We start from the raw sequence: 17,595 nt of genomic DNA on the forward strand, positions 1-17,595 counted from the left end.
AGCGGCTCCCCGCCCCTCGTCGTGCGCGGGCGCTGCTCTAGCCTGACCGGATGACGCACCGTGAATCCGTGGGCCGTGGCGACCGCGTGGCCGGATCCGTGGTCGGGTCCGCCGCCGGGGACGCACTCGGAGCCCCGTTCGAGTTCGGCCCCGCCGGGGTGTTCGCCGCCCGCTTCCCGGACGGCGTCGGGACGCTGTGCGGGGGCGGCGGCTGGGATCCGGGCGAGGCGACGGACGACACGCAGATGGCCGTGCTGGTCGGGGAGTCGCTGCTGGAGCGGGGCGGCCCGGACCTGCCGGACATGTTCGACCGGTTCCGGCGGTGGGCGGCGGGCGGACCCAAGGACATCGGCCTGCAGACCGAGGACGTCCTGACCAACGGCGAACCGTGGTACCTGGCCGCGGCCCTGCACTTCCAGCTCAACGGGCGGGCCGCGGGCAACGGTTCACTGATGCGGGCGGCCACGTCGGCGGTGTACTTCGCGCACACCGGGCGCCCGGCGACGATGGAGGCGGCCCGCCGGATCGCGGCGTTGACCCACGGCGACCGGGCGGCCTGGGAGGGCACCGCGGTCCTCCACGAACTGATCCGGGTGGCGCTCACGGGCCACAACCCGCTCGCAGCCGTCCCCGGGGCGCTCGCCGAGGTGCACACGGATCACCGGTCCCGCTGGGCGGCGGTGCTGGCACCCGACTGGCACCCGGGCCTGGCGACCGAGTTCAACGGTGCGGTGTGGCCCTGCCTGGGCACCGCGCTCTGGGCCCTGCGCACGACGGACACCTTCGAACGCGCCTTGGCGGCCGCCGTCGACGTGGGCGGGGACACCGACACGGTGGCGGCCGTGACGGGCGGCCTGGCGGGAGCGGTGTACGGCATCGAGGCAGTCCCGGACCGCTGGACCAGAACCCTGCACGTACCGCTGCCCGGCTACGGGGACCGCCGCCTGGCCACGGGGGACCTGATCACCCTGGCCGCCCGGCTGGACGCCGAGGGCCCCCGAGCCACCTGAGAATTCCCTCCAGCAATACCGGCCGGTATATACACATAAGCGCCAGATAAGAGCACTATGGAGGAAAGGGCGCCCGCCGCATCCAGCCGCACGGTGACGGGGCCCGCAGGAACGAAGGAGACGAAATCTCATGAGCAACGTCTCACACGCGAGGAGCGACATATCGGGCCACCCCGATGCCTCCGAGATGCGTGCGCGGTACGACCGCGTGATGGGCGGTCGTGATGTGGCGCTGGTGGACGCGCCGGTGTTCCTCGTCGGCCTCTACTGCGCCGTTTCCCCGTGGGTGCTCCACTTCACGGCCAGCCAGCCGGCCCTGGTGACACACAACCTGGTGATGGGTATCGCCATCGCGGTACTGGCCCTCGGCTTCACCGTGATGCCCGAGCGCATGGCAGGCCTGAGCTGGGCGCTCTGCGCCATCGGTGCGTGGATGATCGTGTCGACCTGGGTGGTGGGCAGCAGCCCCGACACCGGGATCGTGATCAACAACATCATCGTCGGCGGACTGGTGTTCCTGCTGGGCATGGTCTGCGCGGGAGCCGCGGCCAAGAGCCGCAGCACCTGACCACGACGCACAGCCGCGACCCCCGAAAAGCCCCGCCCCTCCCCAACCCTCCGGAGGCCGTTCCCCAGCCCATCCGGCGTTCGAGGAGCGGGGTCCGGGGCGGAGCCCCGGTTTCGGGAAGAGTGGGGTCTCCCCCGCTCGAACGAAGTCGAGAGCTTGGGGACGGGCAGGGGAACAAGCCCGCCGCAGGCGCCAGGGCACAGCCCCACCCCGCCACGGTCCACCGCCCGGTCACCCCACCGAGCTGTACGCCACCACTCCCCGCAACACCGCGTCCACGGCCTTACGCGCGTTCTTCGCCACGCCGGAGGCACCCGTCCCCGTATCCCGAGGAGCCGCCGCGGCCACCTGCCCCAGCACATCGATCACCTGCTTGCACCACCGTACGAAGTCCCCCGCTGGCATCTCCGCCTCGCGCAGCACCTCGTCCAGCGTCCGGCCGGAGGCCCACATGTAGACCGCCCAGGCGAAGCCGAGATCGGGCTCGCGCTGCCCGACCCCCTCCGCCTGGTTGATCTTGAAGTCCTCCTCCAGGGCATCCAGCCGCCCCCAGATCCGCACCATCTCGCCCATGGCGAGCTTCGCGGGACCGGACGGCAGTTTGGGCGCGACCGCGTCATCGGCCTGCCGCGCCTCGTACACCAGCGCCGAGACACACGCGGCGAGTTCTGCGGGGTTGAGCCCCTCCCACACGCCCTCCCGCAGGCATTCACTGGCGAGCAGATCCAGCTCCCCGTACAGCCGGGCCAGCCGCCGCCCGTTCGCGGTGACCTCGTTGCCCCGGAGGTAGTCCAGCTCGGTGAGGAGCGCGACGATCCGGTCGAAGGTCCGGGCGATCGTGTTCGTCCGCCCCTCGATCCGCTTCTCCAGCTGCCAGGTGTCCCGCTGAAGCCGGTGGTAGCGCTCGGCCCACCGCGCGTGGTCCTCCCGCTCGTCGCACCCGTGGCACGGGTGGGCGCGCAGCTCGGTCCGCAGCCGGCCGATCTCGCGGTCGTCGGCGGCCGGCGCCCGCCCCTTGCGGTGCCGGTCGGGCACGATGTGTCCGGCCTTGGTCCGCAGCGCGGAGGCCAGATCGCGCCGGGACTGCGGCGAGCGCGGGTTGAACGACTTCGGGACCCGCATCCGGTCCAGCGCCTCCACGGGCACCGGGAAGTCCATCGAGGCCAGCCGCTTGACCTGCCGTTCGGCGGTCAGCACCAGCGGACGGGGCCCGTCGTGGTGGTCGAATCCGCGGTGGCCGTTGGCCCGCCCGGCAGGCAGACCGGGATCCAACACGAGTGCCAGACCCGCGAACTTCCCGGTGGGCACATGGATGACGTCCCCCGGCTTCAGCTTCTCCAGTGAGGAGGCCGCCGCCGCCCGGCGCTGCGCCGCGCCCTGCTTGGCCAGCTCCGTCTCGCGGTCCTTGAGGTCGCGCCGCAGCCGCGCGTACTCCTCGAAGTCGCCGAGGTGGCAGGTCATGCCCTCCTGGTAGCCCTCCAGGCCCTCCTCGTTGCGCTGGACCTGCCGGGAGATCCCGACGACGGACTTGTCCGCCTGGAACTGGGCGAACGAGGTCTCCAGCAGCTCCCGCGAGCGGTGCCGCCCGAACTGCTGCACAAGGTTGACCGCCATGTTGTACGAGGGGCGGAAGCTGGAGCGCAGCGGATACGTGCGCGTCCCGGCGAGGCCGGCCAGCGCCGTCGGGTCCATGCCGCGCTGCCACAGGACCACCGCATGGCCCTCGACATCGATGCCGCGGCGTCCTGCCCGGCCGGTGAGCTGGGTGTACTCGCCGGGGGTGATGTCGGCGTGCTGCTCGCCGTTCCACTTGACGAGCTTCTCCAGCACCACGGAGCGCGCGGGCATGTTGATGCCGAGCGCCAGGGTCTCGGTCGCGAAGACCGCCTTCACCAGACCTCGCACGAACAGCTCCTCGACGACCTCCTTGAAGGTCGGGAGCATGCCCGCGTGGTGCGCGGCGATGCCGCGCTCCAGGCCTTCGAGCCACTCGTAGTAGCCCAGGACGTGCAGGTCCTCGCCGGGGATGGACGCGGTCCGCTCCTCGACGATCTCCCGGACCAGCCGTCGCTTGTCCTCGTCATTGAGCCGGAGTCCGGCGTACAGGCACTGCTGGACGGCGGCCTCGCAGCCGGCCCTGCTGAAGATGAAGGTGATGGCGGGCAGCAGGCCCTCGTTGTCCAGCCGGTCGATGACCTCGGGCCTGCCGGGCGTCCAGATCCGGCCGCGCTGACGCCTCTCGCGCTCACGGTCGGCCTCGCGCACCATCTTGCCCCGGCGGCGGTCACGCGGGTTGTAGACGTTCTGGCTCTCCTGCCGGGCGAGCCGGACCAGGTCCGGGTTGACCTCACGCCGTCCGGCGCCGCGCCCCCCGTGGTCGGTCGCCTCCTCGAAGAGGTCGTACATCTTGCGGCCGGCCATCACGTGCTGCCAGAGCGGCACCGGGCGGTGCTCGGAGACGATCACCTCGGTGTCGCCGCGCACGGTGTCCAGCCAGTCGCCGAACTCCTCCGCGTTGGAGACGGTCGCCGACAGGGAGACCAGCGTCACCGACTCCGGGAGGTGAATGATCACTTCCTCCCACACCGCGCCCCGGAAGCGGTCGGAGAGGTAGTGCACCTCGTCCATGACCACGTAGCCGAGGCCGGAGAGCGACTGGGAGCCCGCGTACAGCATGTTCCGCAGGACCTCGGTGGTCATCACGACCACCGGCGCCTCGGAGTTGACGCTGTTGTCGCCGGTCAGCAGGCCGACCTTGTCCGCGCCGTACCGCTTGACCAGATCGGCGAACTTCTGGTTGGAGAGCGCCTTGATCGGTGTGGTGTAGAAGCACTTGCGGCCCTGCTCCAGGGCCAGATGCACGGCGAACTCGCCGACGATCGTCTTGCCCGACCCGGTGGGGGCCGCGACCAGCACCCCCTTGCCCGCCTCCAGTGCCCGGCAGGCCTCGATCTGGAACGGGTCGAGCCCGAACTCGTACATCTCTCGGAAGGGCCCGAGGGCCGTCGCCATCTCGGCCGCACGGACCTGAGAAGCCTGGTATCGCTCAGCTGGTGAGAGGTCCTCTGTCATCTTGCGTACGAGCCTACCCGTCGCCTCCGACACTCGGCGCGACCTTTAAATACCCTTGGCCCTTCCCCCGCTCGACGCCGGCTCAGCGACCCGTCAGCGCTCGGTGAGCACCCGCACGGCACCCGGTACACAGGTGGCGGTGAGCGGGAGCGCGCCCAGCGGTTCACCGTCCGCGTACGCCGTGACCCCGGCCGCCGCCAGCTCGATCGAGGAGACCCGGTGCACGGTGACGGCGGGGTGGCCCAGGTGCGTGCCCCGGTAGACCTTCGGGAAGACCTTGAGGAGCGTGGTGCGGGTGCACTCCCCCACCACGGTCACGTCGAAGAGCCCGTCGTCCATCTCCGCGTCGGCACAGATCCGCATGCCCCCGCCGTACGTGGTTCCGTTTCCCACCGCGATGAGCGTGGCCTCGATCTCGCGGACCTCTCCCCCGTCGAGCCGGATCCGGTACGGGATCGGCTCGAAGGCGGCCAGTTCGGCGAGGATCGCGAGGTCGTACTTGAACCGTCCGCCGACGAAGCGCATCCGGTTGCCCCGGTCGTTGACCCGGGAGTCGAACCCGGAGGCGAGGACGGAGCCGAACCAGCGGTCACCGACCCGTCCCAGGTCGACGTCGCGGTGGCCGCCCTCCTTGAGCGCCCGAGCGGCCAGCCGTCCGGCGGCGGCCGGGTCGCGGATCGGCAGGCCCAGCGCGCGGGCGAAGTCGTTGCCGGTGCCGACGGCGACGACCCCGAGCGGGGTGGCGGTCCCGGCGACGGCCTGGAGGGCGAGGGACATCAGCCCGTCCCCGCCCACGGCTATCAACGCCCCGGTCCCCGCCGCGACGGCCTCGCGGGCCCGGCGCAGGGCGTCGTCGGCATCCTCGCCCAGCACCGTACGGACGGAGAATCCGGCGCCCCGCAAAGCGGAAGCGGCCGGCTGCGCGGCGTGCGCGCCCCGGCCGCGTCCTGCGGTGGGATTGACGAAGAGGGTGATCTCGCTGGTCACCCTTCCGGACCCTACAAGGTCAGGTAACGTCGTCGTAACCGTTCAGCCGGTGCGATCCGGGACCGTCCGCCTCGCCGGACGCCTGCCCCGGAAGTGCGGGGCGCGAACCGGAGTCCCGTTCGACGCTCCCGACGGGTTCGGGTGTCAGATCGAGATCCGATGCCTCGTCGTCGCTGAGCTCGGCGTCGGGATTGCCGCGGTTGCGCCGCTTGTCGTTCAGCAGGGAGAAACCGACGGCGATGAAGTAGAGGACAGCGAGCGGGCCGGCGAGGAGCAGCATGGAGATGGGTTCGCCGCCGGGGGTGGCGATGGCCGCGAAGGCGGTGAGGCCCACGATCATCCCGCGCCACCAGCCGAGCATCCGCTTGCCGGAGACGACACCGGTCATGTTGAGCGCGATGAGCAGCAGCGGCAGTTCGAAGGCGATGCCGAAGACGATCACCATACGGACCAGCAGATCCAGATAGCTGTCGAGCTCGATCTGGTTCTGCACGTTCTCGGGGCTGAACCCGAGCATGATCTCGGCGGTCTGCGGCAGGATCGCGTACGCGAGGTAGCCGCCGGAGACGAAGAGGGGCGCGCCCACGATGGCGAAGGCGTAGGCGTAGCGCTTCTCACCCTTGTGCAGCCCGGGGGCCACGAAGGCCCACAGCTGGTACAGCCAGACCGGGGTGGCCAGCAGGACGCCGGACATCAGGGCGACCTTGAGGGCGTTGGTGAACGGCGCCAGCAGGGTGTTGGTCTTCAGCAGCGCGCAGGGCTTGCCGTTGACGGCGACGACCACGCCGTCCTTGCACCCGACGGATTCGAGAAGGGGGCGCAGAAGGAATTCGTAGATCTCCTTCTGGAAGAACGCTGCCGCGATCGTCACCACGACGATCGCCAGCACGGCCTTCAGCAGCCGGTTTCGCAGCTCACGCAGGTGATCGAGGAGAGGCATCCGCCCCTCGTCGTCCTTCTCCTGCTTGCGGGCAGACTTGAGCAACCCACTTCCCTCGTCTCGTGCGGCGGCTGTCGGCGGAGCGCGTCAGCTGTCAGCTCTGGGTGGTGGGCTTGGCCTCGCTGACCGGGCGGGAGCTGGTGACGTCTCCCGGAGCGGCCTGGATGGTGCGCGCGGTGGTGGACTGGGGAGGCGTCGGGTCCTCGACGGTCTCCGTCGTGGGCGTCGCGGCCGCGGTGTCGTCCTTCTTCATCGCCTTGGCCTCGCTCTTGAGGATACGGGCCGACTTGCCGAGCGAGCGCGCCATGTCAGGAAGCTTCTTGGCACCGAAGAGCAGCAGGATGACAGCGATGATCAGAACGATCTCGAGGGGCTTCAGATTGCCGATCATGTGCGACTTCCTTCTCACTGAGGCGGCTGGAGGGTGGGCTCGCTACCCGTTCGACCGGGCATACGTCCGATCGTTGCGCTTGGCAGCGATCGTAACCCGCGGGAGTAAACGCGAGGCAATGCCCGCGCGTACTCCGGCTTGCGGCCCGCACCTCCCTGCCTGGGCCGACCCATGCAGCGTACCCCCCGGTGCTGTCGAACATCAGGCCCCGGAACCGTTATCGCAGGCCGTCACCGGTGGCCGCGAGGCGGGTCCCGGCCCGTTCCAGGTCCTCCGACGCCCGGTTGATCCGCTCGGTGGTGACCGTGACCTGCCGGCCCAGACGCTGGGCCTCGATGAAGACCTTGACGCCGAGCACACCGAGCACGGCGATGCCCAGGAATCCGAGGGCGATGGCGAGCATGGGCCAGAACATACGGCGGGTGCCTCTTCCTACGGGCTTCCAGTTCCTACGGGCTTCCAGCGAGCGCTGTGATCGGGGCGCTACAGGGCGGTGTGCAGGCGCAGAGTCCGTACGCCGCCGCCGGTGAGCAGTTCGATGATGCGCTCCCCGGCGGGCTTGCGGACCGAGGCGCAGCACTCGGGGCAGGTGAAGGTGTAGAAGGTGGTGCGGCTGGTGGCGCCGATCGCCAGACGCAGTGCCGCGGCGGCCAGCTCGAAGCGCCCCCGGCAGTCGGGGCAGGCGGCCCGGAAGCGCACGGCGGCGGGTACCGGCACGGGGACGGGACCGGGACCGGGCAGGGGCGCGGGGCGGATCCCGGTGGCGGCGGCCGGAAACAGGGTCGTCCGGTTCATCGTGTTCTCCCCTCCCCGGGCCTCAGACCGCGTCCTCGTAGGCGGCGAGCGCCTCGCGGGCAGCCGTGCGGGCGCTGTCCGCGAGCTCCGGCGGGGTGACGATGCGGCCGTCGCCGCCGAGGCGCAGGGCGAGCCGGCGCAGCGAGGCCGGGTCCGGGGTGCGCAGGGTGATCCGCAGACCGCCGTCGGGGAGTTCCTCGGCGGAGTCGTGCGGGTAGTACTCGGCGACCCAGCGGCCGCCGGTGCCGACCTCGATCACGACTTCCGGGTCCTCGACGGCGGGCTGGACCAGCCCCGCGGACAGATCGCGCAGCTCCAGCTCGGGCGGGGCGGCGGGAGCATCGAGGAGGCGGATCTCGGCGACCCGGTCCAGCCGGAAGGTCCGGCGGGCCTCGGAGAGCCGGCACCAGCCCTCCATGTAGGTGTGTCCGACGGCGAAGAGCCGGATCGGGTCGACCTCGCGCTCGGTGAGTTCGTCGCGGGCCGGCGAGTAGTAGCGCAGCCAGAGCCGGCGGCGTTCGGAGATGGCCCGGTCGACGTCGGCGAAGACGCCGCCCTCGGCCTCGAAGGTCACCGAGAGCCGGGAGCTGGCCGCCCCGGACTCGCCGGCGGCCGTCTCCAGCTTGGCGGTCGCTCGGACGAGGGCGAGCCGGTCGCTCTCGCGCAGGCCGGGCAGGGTGGCGACGGCGCGGGCGGCGACGAGCAGCGCGGTGGCCTCGTCGGCGGCGAGCCGGAGCGGCTCGGCGACGTCGTCCGGGTTGTGCCACCAGATGCGGTCGCCGTCGGTGTCGATGTCGAGGAGGTCGCCGCCGCGGAAGCTGGTGCCGCACATGGGCAGGACGTCGAGGTCCGAGATCAGCTCGTCCTCGGTGATCCCGAAGGCCCGTGCCACGTCCTGGACGTGGGCGCCGGGGCGCTCCCGCAGATACGTCACGAGGGACAGCATCCGGCGGGTCTGGTCGATCGCGTTCGTGGCCATCGTTTCCCTAGTCCCTAGTCCTTGGCCACGGCGCGGAGCCGGTCCACCACATCGGCCCGCAGATCGGCGGGTTCCTCCACGACGACGTCCGGGCCGAACTCGACGAGCCAGGCATCGAGGCCGTGTCCGTACGGGATCTCCAGCTCGTCCCAGCCGTCTCCGCGTTCCCGCACGGCGGTCGCGCGCGACCGCAGCGGGTAGCCGGCTCCGGCGCGCAGCCTGATCCGGGCGGTACGGGTCGCGGTCTCGCCGGCCCAGCTCTCGACGGTCTCGCGGACGGTGACCACGTCGGGCACCTCGGCGCTGAAGGCTCCGGCGCGGGAGCGGACCTTGCCGGTGATGCGGGAGAGCCGGAAGACGCGTTCGGCGCCCCGCTCGCGGTCCCAGCCAGCCAGATACCAGTGGCCGCGCCAGCATTCGAGGGTCCAGGGTTCGACCTGGCGCTGCTCGGGACGGGCGGAGTTGGCCTTGCGGTAGTCGAAGGTGACGGGGCGTCGGTCGCGACAGGCCAGCATGAGCGGCTCGAAGGCGGCCTCGTGGACGGGGATACGGGGTTCGAGGGCACTGTGGACCTCGTAGGCGTCCTCGGCCTCGGGCATTCCGGCGGCCCGCAGCTTCTGCAGGGCGCCGCTGGCGGCTCCGGCGAGGCGGGCCTGCTGCCAGACCTTGGCGGCGAGGCCGAGGGCGGCGGCCTCCTCGGCGTCCAGGGTGATGGGGGGCAGCCGGTTGCTGTCGCGGCGGGCCAGGTATCCGGTGTCGCCGTCGAGGTTCTCGACGGTCTCGATGACGAGGCCGAGCTCGCGCAGATCGTCCTTGTCGCGCTCGAACATCCGGTTGAAGGAGTCGTCGGAGCCCGCTTCGAGGTAGGCCTCGATGGATCCGCGGAGTTCGCGCTTGCTGAGCGGGCGCCGGGTCCCCAGCAGGCACAGCGCGAGGTTCATCAACCGCTCGGCCTTGGCAATCGCCATCGGCGCCCTTTCTCTTGTTGCTCTACGACCGCCGACCGTACCGCCCCCGGGGTGTGGGGATCAAAGCCGGGCCGCGGACCGGAGAGCGGTGAAGTCCCCTTCCGGGCCGCGGTGAAGGCCGCCGCCGGCGAACGGGTGAGGGCCCCCGCCGTGTGGCGGGGGCCCTCATTCGCACAACCGGAACGGATCAGACCGCGACGAGGTCGCAGACGAAGATCAGCGTCTCGCCGGGGGCGATCTTGCCGCCGGCGCCGCGCTCGCCGTAGGCGAGGTGCGCGGGGATGGTCAGCTGGCGACGGCCGCCGACCTTCATGCCCTGCACACCCTTGTCCCAGCCGGAGATGACCTGGCCGGCACCGAGCTGGAACTGCAGCGGGGTGCCGCGGTTCCAGGAGGCGTCGAACTCCTCGCCGGTGGAGAAGGACACGCCCACGTAGTGGACGGAGACGGTCTGGCCGGCCTGGGCCACCGCGCCGTCGCCCTCCCAGATGTCCTTGATCTCCAGATCGGCCGGCGGCTCACCGCCCGGGAAGTCGACCTCGGGCTTCTCGATGCTCACTGAACTGCTCCTAAAAGAATCTTGGGGGCAAACCCCACAAGTCTCGCACGGGTCGCCCCGTCGCTCAGACAGTACCGAGGATGTCGACGACGAAGACCAGATTGTTCTTGGCCAGCTGGCTGGAGGGGTCGGCACCGTAGGCCTGGTTGGGCGGGATGGCCAGCAGGACACGGTCGCCGACGTGCTTGCCGACCAGCCCCTTGTCCCAGCCGGAGATGACACCGCCGACGCCGATCGGGAAGGCGCTCGCGCCACCGTGGTCCCAGGAGGAGTCGAACTTCTTGCCGTCCTCCCACTTCACACCGGTGTACTGGACGACCAGGCCCTCACCGGCCTTGACCGTGGCTCCGTCGCCCTTGATCAGCACCTGCTCCCGCAGGTCCTTCGGGGCCTTCTCGCCCTTGGGAATGGTGATCGTCGCGGCCTTCTGCGAGGCGGCCTTCACCTCGGGCATCCCGGCCTCACTCGCGGCCTGGGCGCCCTTGGCCTCGCCCTTCTTGTCGACCTTCTTGGCGTTGACGATGTCGACGACCCAGACCAGCGGGTCGGTGGGCTTGATCCCGGACTGCGGGTTCAGCTGCTCGCCGACGATCGCCTCGGCGGTGCCCTCGACCTGGACCCGGCTGCCGACCTTGCGGCCGGCCAGCGCGTCCGCGACCTTGGTCGGCAGCATCTGTCCCTGCTGGCCGACCTCCTGCACGACCTGGGCGCGGGGGGCCTTCGGGTCGGCGCCCTGCCGCTGGGCCCAGGTGGAGCCGAGCGCCTCGATGTTGCCGGCGAAGTCCAGGCGGACGATGTCGCCCTTCTTCACCTCGGCGCCGTCACCGGTCGAGACGTCGCCCACGACGACGTCGCCGGCCACCTTTGCGTCCTTGGGAACCTCGATCTCGGGCTCGGCACCGAACTTCCCGGAGACCTCGGCGACAGGCCCCGACTTCTTCGGCGCGGCGTCGTCCTTGGAATCGGAGCCGCAGGCGGCGGTGAACAGCAGGGCGGGCACAACCAGTACGGCGGCGGCACGCCGGGCAGTTTTCGTGGGGATCATCAGTCCAACTCGCGTAGGGGGGCTCCGGGCACTCCCGCCACTCTACGACTTCGCCCCAGTGGCACCACGGGTACCGACACGGCTGTACGCCGGGGCTGGTCCGCACCGGCGTACAATGTGCCCCTTCTCCCGTGGGCCGGTTGTCCACGGGCCTGGCCGGCTGCCCACAAGCCGAACCGATCACATGCCCGCGATGAGCTTTTCCACCCTCTCGTCCACGGAGCGGAACGGGTCCTTGCACAGCACCGTGCGCTGCGCCTGGTCGTTGAGCTTGAGGTGGACCCAGTCGACGGTGAAGTCCCTCCGCTGTTCCTGGGCCCTGCGGATGAAGTCGCCGCGCAGCCGCGCCCGGGTGGTCTGCGGGGGCACCGACTTGCCCTCGAAGATCTTCAGGTCGTTGCAGATGCGGGCGGTCTGCCCCTTGCGTTCCAGGAGGTAGAAGAGGCCTCGGCGGCGGTGGATGTCGTGGTAGGCGAGGTCTATCTGGGCGACCCGCGGGTTCGACATGGTCATGTTGTGCTTGGCCCGGTACCGCTCGATGAGCTTGTACTTCATGACCCAGTCGATCTCGGTGTCGATCCGGTCGAGGTCCTCGGCCTCGACCGCGTCCAGGGTGCGGCCCCACAGCTCCAGTACCTGGTCGACGGTGCCGGTGCGGATGCCCCGGCGCTCGACGAAGTCCACGGCCTTCTCGTAGTACTCCCGCTGGACCTCGATGGCCGAGGCCTCCCGGCCGCTGGCCAGGCGCACCTTGCGCTGTCCGGTGAGGTCGTGGCTGACCTCGCGGATCGCCCGGATCGGGTTCTCCAGGGTCAGATCGCGCATCACCGTGCCCGCCTCGATCATGCGGAGCACCAGGTCGGTGGCCCCGACCTTGAGCAGCATGGTCGTCTCGGACATGTTCGAGTCACCGACGATGACGTGGAGGCGGCGGTACCGCTCGGCGTCGGCGTGGGGTTCGTCGCGGGTGTTGATGATCGGCCGGGAGCGGGTGGTCGCGGAGCTGACGCCCTCCCAGATGTGCTCGGCACGCTGGCTGACGCAGTAGACCGCGCCACGCGGGGTCTGGAGCACCTTGCCCGCACCGCAGATCAGCTGCCTGGTGACGAGGAACGGAATGAGGATGTCCGCGAGCCGGGAGAATTCCCCGTGCCGGGCCACAAGGTAGTTCTCGTGGCAGCCGTAGGAGTTTCCCGCCGAGTCGGTGTTGTTCTTGAAGAGATAGACGTCGCCCGCGATTCCCTCCTCGTGCAGGCGGCGTTCGGCGTCGACGAGCAGGCCTTCGAGAATGCGCTCGCCCGCCTTGTCGTGCGTGACCAGTTCGGTCACGTTGTCGCATTCGGGGGTTGCATATTCCGGATGCGATCCCACGTCGAGGTAGAGGCGGGCGCCGTTCCGCAGAAAGACGTTGCTGCTGCGGCCCCATGACACAACACGGCGGAAGAGGTAGCGCGCCACTTCGTCAGGTGACAGTCGGCGCTGTCCCCTGAACGTGCACGTGACGCCGTACTCGTTCTCCAGCCCGAAAATGCGGCGGTCCATGACTGAACATTACGCCTTATGGCCTGAGCTGAAACCGGGTTCGACGGCACCGTTTCGATCATTTTCCGATCCCGTCACCACGGCGGGCGTACGGACGGGAGCGGCGAGGACCCTTCCGGTGGCCAGCAGGACGATCAGAGCCGCCACTCCCCCGACCCCCGCGACGGCGAAGCTCCAGGCGGTCGAGCCGAGTTCGACGGCCGGTCCCGCGGCGGCCGTTCCCACCGCCGCGCCCACGCCGAACGTAGTGACGAGCCAGGAGAACGCCTCCGTCACCGTGCCGCGCGGGGCGTGCCGGTCGACCACGATGAAGGAGCAGGCGATGGCCGGCGCGAGGAACACTCCGGCAAGGGCGGCGAGGGCGGTCATGACGGGCACCGAGGGGGTGAGCGTCAACGGCAGATACCCCAGCGCCAGCAGTCCGACGATGACCCGCAGCCGCTTCTCGGGCACACCGGCCCACTGCCGGGCCCCGTAGGCCAGCCCGCCGATCAGCGCGCCGAGACCGAGTGCGGCCATCAGCCAGCCGTACACCGACTCCCGGCCGTGGTCGTCCGCGTAGGCCACTCCGGCCACCGTGATGGAGCCGAGGGCGAGCCCGACGAAGAAGAACGCGCCGAGCAGGGCGAGGAGTCCGGGCGAGCGCAGGGCGCCGAGCCAGTGCGCCTCCCGCGGTGCGGAGCGCCAGGTCCGCGAGGGCTCGGACAGGACGACCGACAGTGCGCCGAGGACGCCGATGGCGTTGACGACGAGCAGGGCGGCGGCCGGGGACCAGAGCGAGACGAGCAGCGTCACCAGGAGCGGTCCGACGGTGAACATGATCTCCTGCGCCACGGCGTCCAGAGCGTAGGCCCGGTGCACCTGCCCCTCACCCTTGAGGACGCTGGGCCACAGGGCCCGCAGGCCGCCCTCCAGCGGTGGTGTGGCGACTCCGGCGACGATGACGGCGAGGTAGGCCAGCGGGAGCGATCCGAGGCCGGTGAAGGCCAGCAGGGCCATGCCGAGCGCGGAGAGCACGGCGGCCGGGAGCTGGACGCGCGGCTGCCCGTACAGGTCCACCGCCCGGCCGAGCAGCGGCTGCCCGACGGCGGTGGCCAGCCCGTAGGCGGCGGCGAGCGCGCCGGCCAGCGTGTAGCTGCCGCCCTCGGCCCGGGTGAACAGCACGATCGCGATGTGCGCGGTGCCGTTGGGCAGCCGCCCCACCAGGGTGCCCGCCAGCAGCCGGGCGGCATGCCGCGCCCGGAGGATGTCCAGATATCCTGCGGCCATTCCCGCCCCTCTCCGCCCCCGGCCGACCGTGCCGCCGCCGAGGTGTTACGTATAACGTCGAGGTTCATACGTACCATGTGCGCAGTTCGCGGGTCCACCTCGCGGCGTTACGAGACATCTCGCACGGAGGCACGAGTGACCAGCGCGCAGCAGCCCGTCCCCGCCCGGCCCACGAGCCGCGACGTGGCCCGTGCGGCGGGCGTCTCCCAGGCGACGGTCTCCCTGGTGCTCGGCGGGAAGTGGCCGGGCAGGGTGTCGGAGGCCACCGCGCAGCGGGTCCGGGACACCGCGGCGGAGATCGGCTACCGGCCCAATCTGGCGGCCCGGAGTCTGCGCCTCGGCCGTACCAGGACCGCGCTGCTGGTGGTGCCCGCGCTCACCAACGAGTTCTTCGCCCGGGTGTACGCCGGGGCGGCGGCCCTCGCCGCCGAGCACGACTTCGGCGTGGTGCTCTATCCCTCACCGGACGGCACGGGGCCGGCCCGGGACCCGTTCGCCTCGGCCCGTGCGGCACTCGACGGGGTCATCGCGTCCTCGATGGCCGCCGACGCGCTGGGGGCGCTGCACGGGGCGGATCTGCCGCTGGTGATGCTGGACAGCGATCCCTCGGACACCGGGCCCGCCGCCCATGTGAACCTCGACATCGCCGACGGTATGCGGCAGGTGACGGACCATCTGCTGGGGCTCGGCCACCGGCGCCTCCTGCATCTGGCGTCCGCCGTGGACACCTGGACGTTCGCGGTGCGGGCCGGGGCGCTGCACGACGCGCTGGGCGCCGCGGGGGACGCGACGGTGCGCACGGTGCGGGCCCCGCTGGACGTACGGGCGGGGCGCGAGGCGGCCCAACAGGCCCTGGCGGTCACCGCCGACCGGCCCACCGCGATCGTCTGCGACGACGACATCCTGGCCGCCGGCGCGTGCAAGGCCGCCCGCAGGCTCGGGCTGCGGGTGCCGGACGAGCTGTCGGTCACCGGATTCGACGACCTGGCGCTGGCCACCGCGCTGGAGCCGGAGCTGACCACGGTGCGGCTGCCGGCGGAGCAGGTCGGGGAGCGGGGCATGGAGGCGCTGCTCGCGGTACTGGACGGCCGCCCCGCCGAGCCGGGCGGCCTGCCGGTGGAGCTCGTCGTACGCGGCTCGACAGCGCCGCCGCCCGCCGGCCTGACATGACGGTGCCCCGGGCCGAAAGGTCCGGGGCACCGGAGCACTGCTCGCCTACTTGTCCGTCTCCTCCGTGGAGTCGGGGGTGCTGCTGTCGGTGCTGTCGTTGTCCTCGGTGTCGGACGGGGCGTCCGTCGGCGTGCTGCCGGCGGCCTCCGTGTCCAGCAACCGGGCCAGCTGGCGGCCGACGATCCGCTTGAACTTGCGCTGCTGGGGGCGTGTGCGGTCCAGGACCGCGACCTCAAGCCGCTCCGCGGGGATCTCCCGCTCGCCGCCGCCCGGCTCCCGCGAGAGCGCCTGGACGGCCAGCTTGAGCGCCTCGGCGAGGGTCATGCCGTCGCGGTGGCGCTGATCCAGGAAGCTGCTGATCTGTTCGGCGTTGCCGCCGACCGCGACCGAGCCGTGCTCGTCCACGATCGAACCGTCGTGCGGCAGCCGGTAGATCTGGTCGCCCTCGGCCTCGCTGCCGACCTCGGCGACCACCAGCTCCACCTCGTACGGCTTCTCGGCCGCACTGGAGAAGATGGTACCGAGCGTCTGGGCGTAGACGTTGGCCAGCCCACGGGCCGTCACATCGTCCCGGTCGTAGGTGTATCCGCGCAGATCGGCGTAGCGAACGCCGCCGATGCGGAGGTTCTCGTACTCGTTGTACTTGCCGGCGGCGGCGAAGCCGATCCGGTCATAGATCTCGCTGAACTTGTGCAGGGCACGGGACGGGTTCTCGCCGACGAACACAATGCCGTCGGCGTACTGCAGCACAACGAGGCTGCGACCACGGGCGATGCCCTTGCGGGCGTATTCCGCCCGGTCGGCCATGGCCTGCTGGGGTGAGACATAGAACGGCGTCGACACCGGCTATCCGTCCCTTTCTGTCAGTGACGAGTGCGTCTGGGGAGGCTCGGGGTCCGGGTCAGAGCAGCGCGGCGCGCGGGCCGTCGGGCTGCTCGAGTCGGCGTTCCAGGATGGAGCGCGCGATCTCGGAGGACTCCTGGTCGGTCAGCCTCCGGAAGCCTTCGTCGGTGATGACGGTGACGATCGGGAAGATGCGGCGGGCCACGTCCGGGCCGCCGGTCGCCGAATCGTCGTCCGCTGCGTCGTACAGCGCCTGCACGACCAGGGTGAGGGCCTGCTCCTCCGTCAGGTCCTCGCGGTAGAGCTTCTTCATCGCGTTGCGGGCGAAGATCGACCCGGAGCCGGTGGCGGCGTAGCCGTTCTCCTCGGTGCGGCCGCCGGTGACGTCGTAGGAGAAGATGCGGCCCTTCTCGCGGTCGACGTCGTACCCGGCGAAGAGAGGCACCACGGCGAGGCCCTGCATGGCCATCGCCAGGTTGCTGCGGATCATGGTGGAGAGGCGGTTGGCCTTGCCCTCCAGGGAGAGCTGGGCGCCCTCGACCTTCTCGAAGTGCTCCAGCTCCAGCTGGAACAGCTTGACCATCTCCACGGCCAGTCCGGCGGTGCCGGCGATGCCCACCGCGGAGTACTCGTCGGCCGGGAAGACCTTCTGCATGTCGCGCGACGCGATCATGTTGCCCATGGTGGCGCGCCGGTCGCCGGCCAGGACGACACCACCGGGGAAGGACGCCGAGACGATGGTCGTCCCGTGCGGTGCCTCGATGGCCCCCTGGAGCGGCGGCAGGCTCCGGTTGCCCGGGAGCATCTCGGGCGACTGGTCGGACAGGAAGTCCATGAACGAGGACGAACCCGGCGTCAGGAAGGCAGCTGGTAGACGCCCGGTGCTACGAGTGTTGGCTTCCACGCGTTTCCCTCCAGGTATGCGATGGCCCTGCGCAAGGAGTCAGGATCATCCCCCAACTTGCCGATGGCCGAATTGCAGTTGAGCAAGTACGTACGCCCCGGACCCTACCCGCCCGGCGGGAGTGATCCACATGTTCGGCGAGTTTGTCCGCACCGATCCGGCGGGACCGGGAACCGGCCCCCGGTCGGCGGCGGGGTGACGGCGCACGCCGTGGCGGGCGCCGTCACCCCCTTCTCCCCATCGTTCATGCGTTCACGCTGGTGGACTACTGCCCACCCTTTTGAACAAATGACCTCACGAAATCCTCGGCGTTCTCTTCGAGGACATCGTCGATCTCGTCCAGAACCGAGTCGACGTCGTCGCTCAGCTTCTCCTGGCGTTCCGCGAGGTCCTCGGACGCCTGCGCGTCCTGCGCCTGCTCCTCGGCCTCCTCGGTGGAACGCGTCGCCTTCTGCTGTCCGCCGCCGGTGTCCTTGGTCGCCATGTAGCTCACCCCGCTCGGTTCGAAGCAATCGAAGCTCTTGATCAGACCCTACCCACGGGGTCCGACATT

Annotated in this window: 18 protein-coding genes and 1 pseudogene; 3 read left to right on the forward strand and 16 right to left on the reverse strand. The window is 70.7% G+C overall.

The genetic code is table 11. From position 1 onward, the window contains the following. The first annotated feature begins 50 nt into the window (after positions 1 to 50). Together B9S58_RS11065 and B9S58_RS11070 are read left to right on the forward strand one after the other, a co-directional pair. Positions 51 to 1,010, forward strand: coding sequence for an ADP-ribosylglycohydrolase family protein (locus B9S58_RS11065; RefSeq protein WP_103531944.1), 960 nt, complete (start codon positions 51 to 53; stop codon positions 1,008 to 1,010). A gap of 130 nt (positions 1,011 to 1,140) precedes the next feature. Next, positions 1,141 to 1,578, forward strand: coding sequence for an SPW repeat protein (locus B9S58_RS11070; RefSeq protein WP_103531945.1), 438 nt, complete (start codon positions 1,141 to 1,143; stop codon positions 1,576 to 1,578). Positions 1,579 to 1,809: 231 nt separating this feature from the next. On the opposite strand, the gene B9S58_RS11075 is transcribed toward B9S58_RS11070, so the two are convergent. The 12 genes from B9S58_RS11075 to B9S58_RS11130 all read right to left on the reverse strand — a co-directional run bounded on the left by B9S58_RS11075 (position 1,810) and on the right by B9S58_RS11130 (position 14,125). Further along, positions 1,810 to 4,650 (reverse strand): RNA helicase, encoded by a 2,841-nt coding sequence (locus B9S58_RS11075; protein WP_103531946.1) that lies wholly within the window; start codon positions 4,648 to 4,650, stop codon positions 1,810 to 1,812. A 93-nt stretch (positions 4,651 to 4,743) separates the two neighbouring features. Then, entirely contained in the window at positions 4,744 to 5,637 is an 894-nt protein-coding gene (locus B9S58_RS11080) for a diacylglycerol kinase (protein WP_103531947.1), read from the reverse strand. 19 nt (positions 5,638 to 5,656) lie between these two features. After that, complete coding sequence (gene tatC / locus B9S58_RS11085) at positions 5,657 to 6,622, reverse strand: twin-arginine translocase subunit TatC (protein ID WP_103531948.1); 966 nt, start codon at positions 6,620 to 6,622, stop codon at positions 5,657 to 5,659. Positions 6,623 to 6,671: 49 nt separating this feature from the next. Further along, the gene (gene tatA / locus B9S58_RS11090) at positions 6,672 to 6,968 is read right to left on the reverse strand and encodes a Sec-independent protein translocase subunit TatA (protein ID WP_103531949.1); all 297 of its coding nucleotides are present in this window, start codon (positions 6,966 to 6,968) and stop codon (positions 6,672 to 6,674) included. A gap of 217 nt (positions 6,969 to 7,185) precedes the next feature. Further along, entirely contained in the window at positions 7,186 to 7,383 is a 198-nt protein-coding gene (locus B9S58_RS11095) for a hypothetical protein (RefSeq protein WP_103531950.1), read from the reverse strand. 68 nt (positions 7,384 to 7,451) lie between these two features. Further along, entirely contained in the window at positions 7,452 to 7,763 is a 312-nt protein-coding gene (locus B9S58_RS11100; protein WP_181009269.1) for a hypothetical protein, read from the reverse strand. Between the two features lie 22 nt (positions 7,764 to 7,785). Next, complete coding sequence (locus tag B9S58_RS11105) at positions 7,786 to 8,742, reverse strand: YafY family protein (protein WP_103531951.1); 957 nt, start codon at positions 8,740 to 8,742, stop codon at positions 7,786 to 7,788. A 14-nt stretch (positions 8,743 to 8,756) separates the two neighbouring features. Further along, positions 8,757 to 9,710, reverse strand: a complete 954-nt coding sequence (locus B9S58_RS11110) for a YafY family protein (protein WP_103531952.1) — start codon at positions 9,708 to 9,710, stop codon at positions 8,757 to 8,759. A 187-nt stretch (positions 9,711 to 9,897) separates the two neighbouring features. Next, complete coding sequence (locus B9S58_RS11115; protein WP_103531953.1) at positions 9,898 to 10,269, reverse strand: FKBP-type peptidyl-prolyl cis-trans isomerase; 372 nt, start codon at positions 10,267 to 10,269, stop codon at positions 9,898 to 9,900. A gap of 64 nt (positions 10,270 to 10,333) precedes the next feature. Continuing rightward, positions 10,334 to 11,314: an FKBP-type peptidyl-prolyl cis-trans isomerase gene (locus B9S58_RS11120; RefSeq protein ID WP_103531954.1), complete on the reverse strand. Its 981-nt coding sequence runs from the start codon at positions 11,312 to 11,314 to the stop codon at positions 10,334 to 10,336. A 180-nt stretch (positions 11,315 to 11,494) separates the two neighbouring features. Further along, on the reverse strand, positions 11,495 to 12,856 hold the full coding sequence (gene pafA / locus B9S58_RS11125) for a Pup--protein ligase (RefSeq protein ID WP_030583618.1): 1,362 nt from the start codon (positions 12,854 to 12,856) through the stop codon (positions 11,495 to 11,497). Positions 12,857 to 12,865: 9 nt separating this feature from the next. Next, positions 12,866 to 14,125, reverse strand: a complete 1,260-nt coding sequence (locus B9S58_RS11130; RefSeq protein WP_103531955.1) for an MFS transporter — start codon at positions 14,123 to 14,125, stop codon at positions 12,866 to 12,868. Positions 14,126 to 14,260: 135 nt separating this feature from the next. Here B9S58_RS11130 and B9S58_RS11135 point away from each other — a divergent pair, with 135 nt between their 5' ends. Next, the gene (locus tag B9S58_RS11135; protein WP_103531956.1) at positions 14,261 to 15,295 is read left to right on the forward strand and encodes a LacI family DNA-binding transcriptional regulator; all 1,035 of its coding nucleotides are present in this window, start codon (positions 14,261 to 14,263) and stop codon (positions 15,293 to 15,295) included. A 45-nt stretch (positions 15,296 to 15,340) separates the two neighbouring features. Here B9S58_RS11135 and prcA read toward each other — a convergent pair whose 3' ends face one another. The 4 genes and pseudogenes from prcA to B9S58_RS11155 form a co-directional block, all read right to left on the reverse strand. Next, positions 15,341 to 16,138: a proteasome subunit alpha gene (gene prcA / locus B9S58_RS11140; RefSeq protein WP_103531957.1), complete on the reverse strand. Its 798-nt coding sequence runs from the start codon at positions 16,136 to 16,138 to the stop codon at positions 15,341 to 15,343. A 58-nt stretch (positions 16,139 to 16,196) separates the two neighbouring features. Beyond that, positions 16,197 to 17,042 (reverse strand): proteasome subunit beta, encoded by an 846-nt coding sequence (prcB, locus tag B9S58_RS11145; RefSeq protein ID WP_103531958.1) that lies wholly within the window; start codon positions 17,040 to 17,042, stop codon positions 16,197 to 16,199. Continuing rightward, positions 16,994 to 17,181: pseudogene (locus B9S58_RS38945) on the reverse strand (endonuclease domain-containing protein); the annotation flags it as partial. The gene prcB and the pseudogene B9S58_RS38945, both read right to left, overlap by 49 nt. A gap of 126 nt (positions 17,182 to 17,307) precedes the next feature. Next, positions 17,308 to 17,526: a ubiquitin-like protein Pup gene (locus B9S58_RS11155; protein ID WP_030114141.1), complete on the reverse strand. Its 219-nt coding sequence runs from the start codon at positions 17,524 to 17,526 to the stop codon at positions 17,308 to 17,310. Positions 17,527 to 17,595: the final 69 nt, after the last annotated feature.

The sequence above is a fragment of the Streptomyces sp. SM11 genome, from assembly GCF_002910905.1.
Classification (GTDB): domain Bacteria; phylum Actinomycetota; class Actinomycetes; order Streptomycetales; family Streptomycetaceae; genus Streptomyces.

Excerpts from the sequence above, each read along its gene's own strand:
- B9S58_RS11065 (WP_103531944.1), top strand. The coding sequence starts at position 51 with ATGACGCACCGTGAATCCGTGGGCCGTGGCGACCGCGTGGCCGGATCC.
- B9S58_RS11070 (WP_103531945.1), top strand. The coding sequence starts at position 1,141 with ATGAGCAACGTCTCACACGCGAGGAGCGACATATCGGGCCACCCCGAT.
- B9S58_RS11075 (WP_103531946.1), bottom strand. The coding sequence starts at position 4,650 with ATGACAGAGGACCTCTCACCAGCTGAGCGATACCAGGCTTCTCAGGTC.
- tatA (WP_103531949.1), bottom strand. The coding sequence starts at position 6,968 with ATGATCGGCAATCTGAAGCCCCTCGAGATCGTTCTGATCATCGCTGTC.
- B9S58_RS11095 (WP_103531950.1), bottom strand. The coding sequence starts at position 7,383 with ATGTTCTGGCCCATGCTCGCCATCGCCCTCGGATTCCTGGGCATCGCC.
- B9S58_RS11100 (WP_181009269.1), bottom strand. The coding sequence starts at position 7,763 with ATGAACCGGACGACCCTGTTTCCGGCCGCCGCCACCGGGATCCGCCCC.
- B9S58_RS11105 (WP_103531951.1), bottom strand. The coding sequence starts at position 8,742 with ATGGCCACGAACGCGATCGACCAGACCCGCCGGATGCTGTCCCTCGTG.
- B9S58_RS11110 (WP_103531952.1), bottom strand. The coding sequence starts at position 9,710 with ATGGCGATTGCCAAGGCCGAGCGGTTGATGAACCTCGCGCTGTGCCTG.
- B9S58_RS11120 (WP_103531954.1), bottom strand. The coding sequence starts at position 11,314 with ATGATCCCCACGAAAACTGCCCGGCGTGCCGCCGCCGTACTGGTTGTG.
- pafA (WP_030583618.1), bottom strand. The coding sequence starts at position 12,856 with ATGGACCGCCGCATTTTCGGGCTGGAGAACGAGTACGGCGTCACGTGC.
- B9S58_RS11130 (WP_103531955.1), bottom strand. The coding sequence starts at position 14,125 with ATGGCCGCAGGATATCTGGACATCCTCCGGGCGCGGCATGCCGCCCGG.
- B9S58_RS11155 (WP_030114141.1), bottom strand. The coding sequence starts at position 17,526 with ATGGCGACCAAGGACACCGGCGGCGGACAGCAGAAGGCGACGCGTTCC.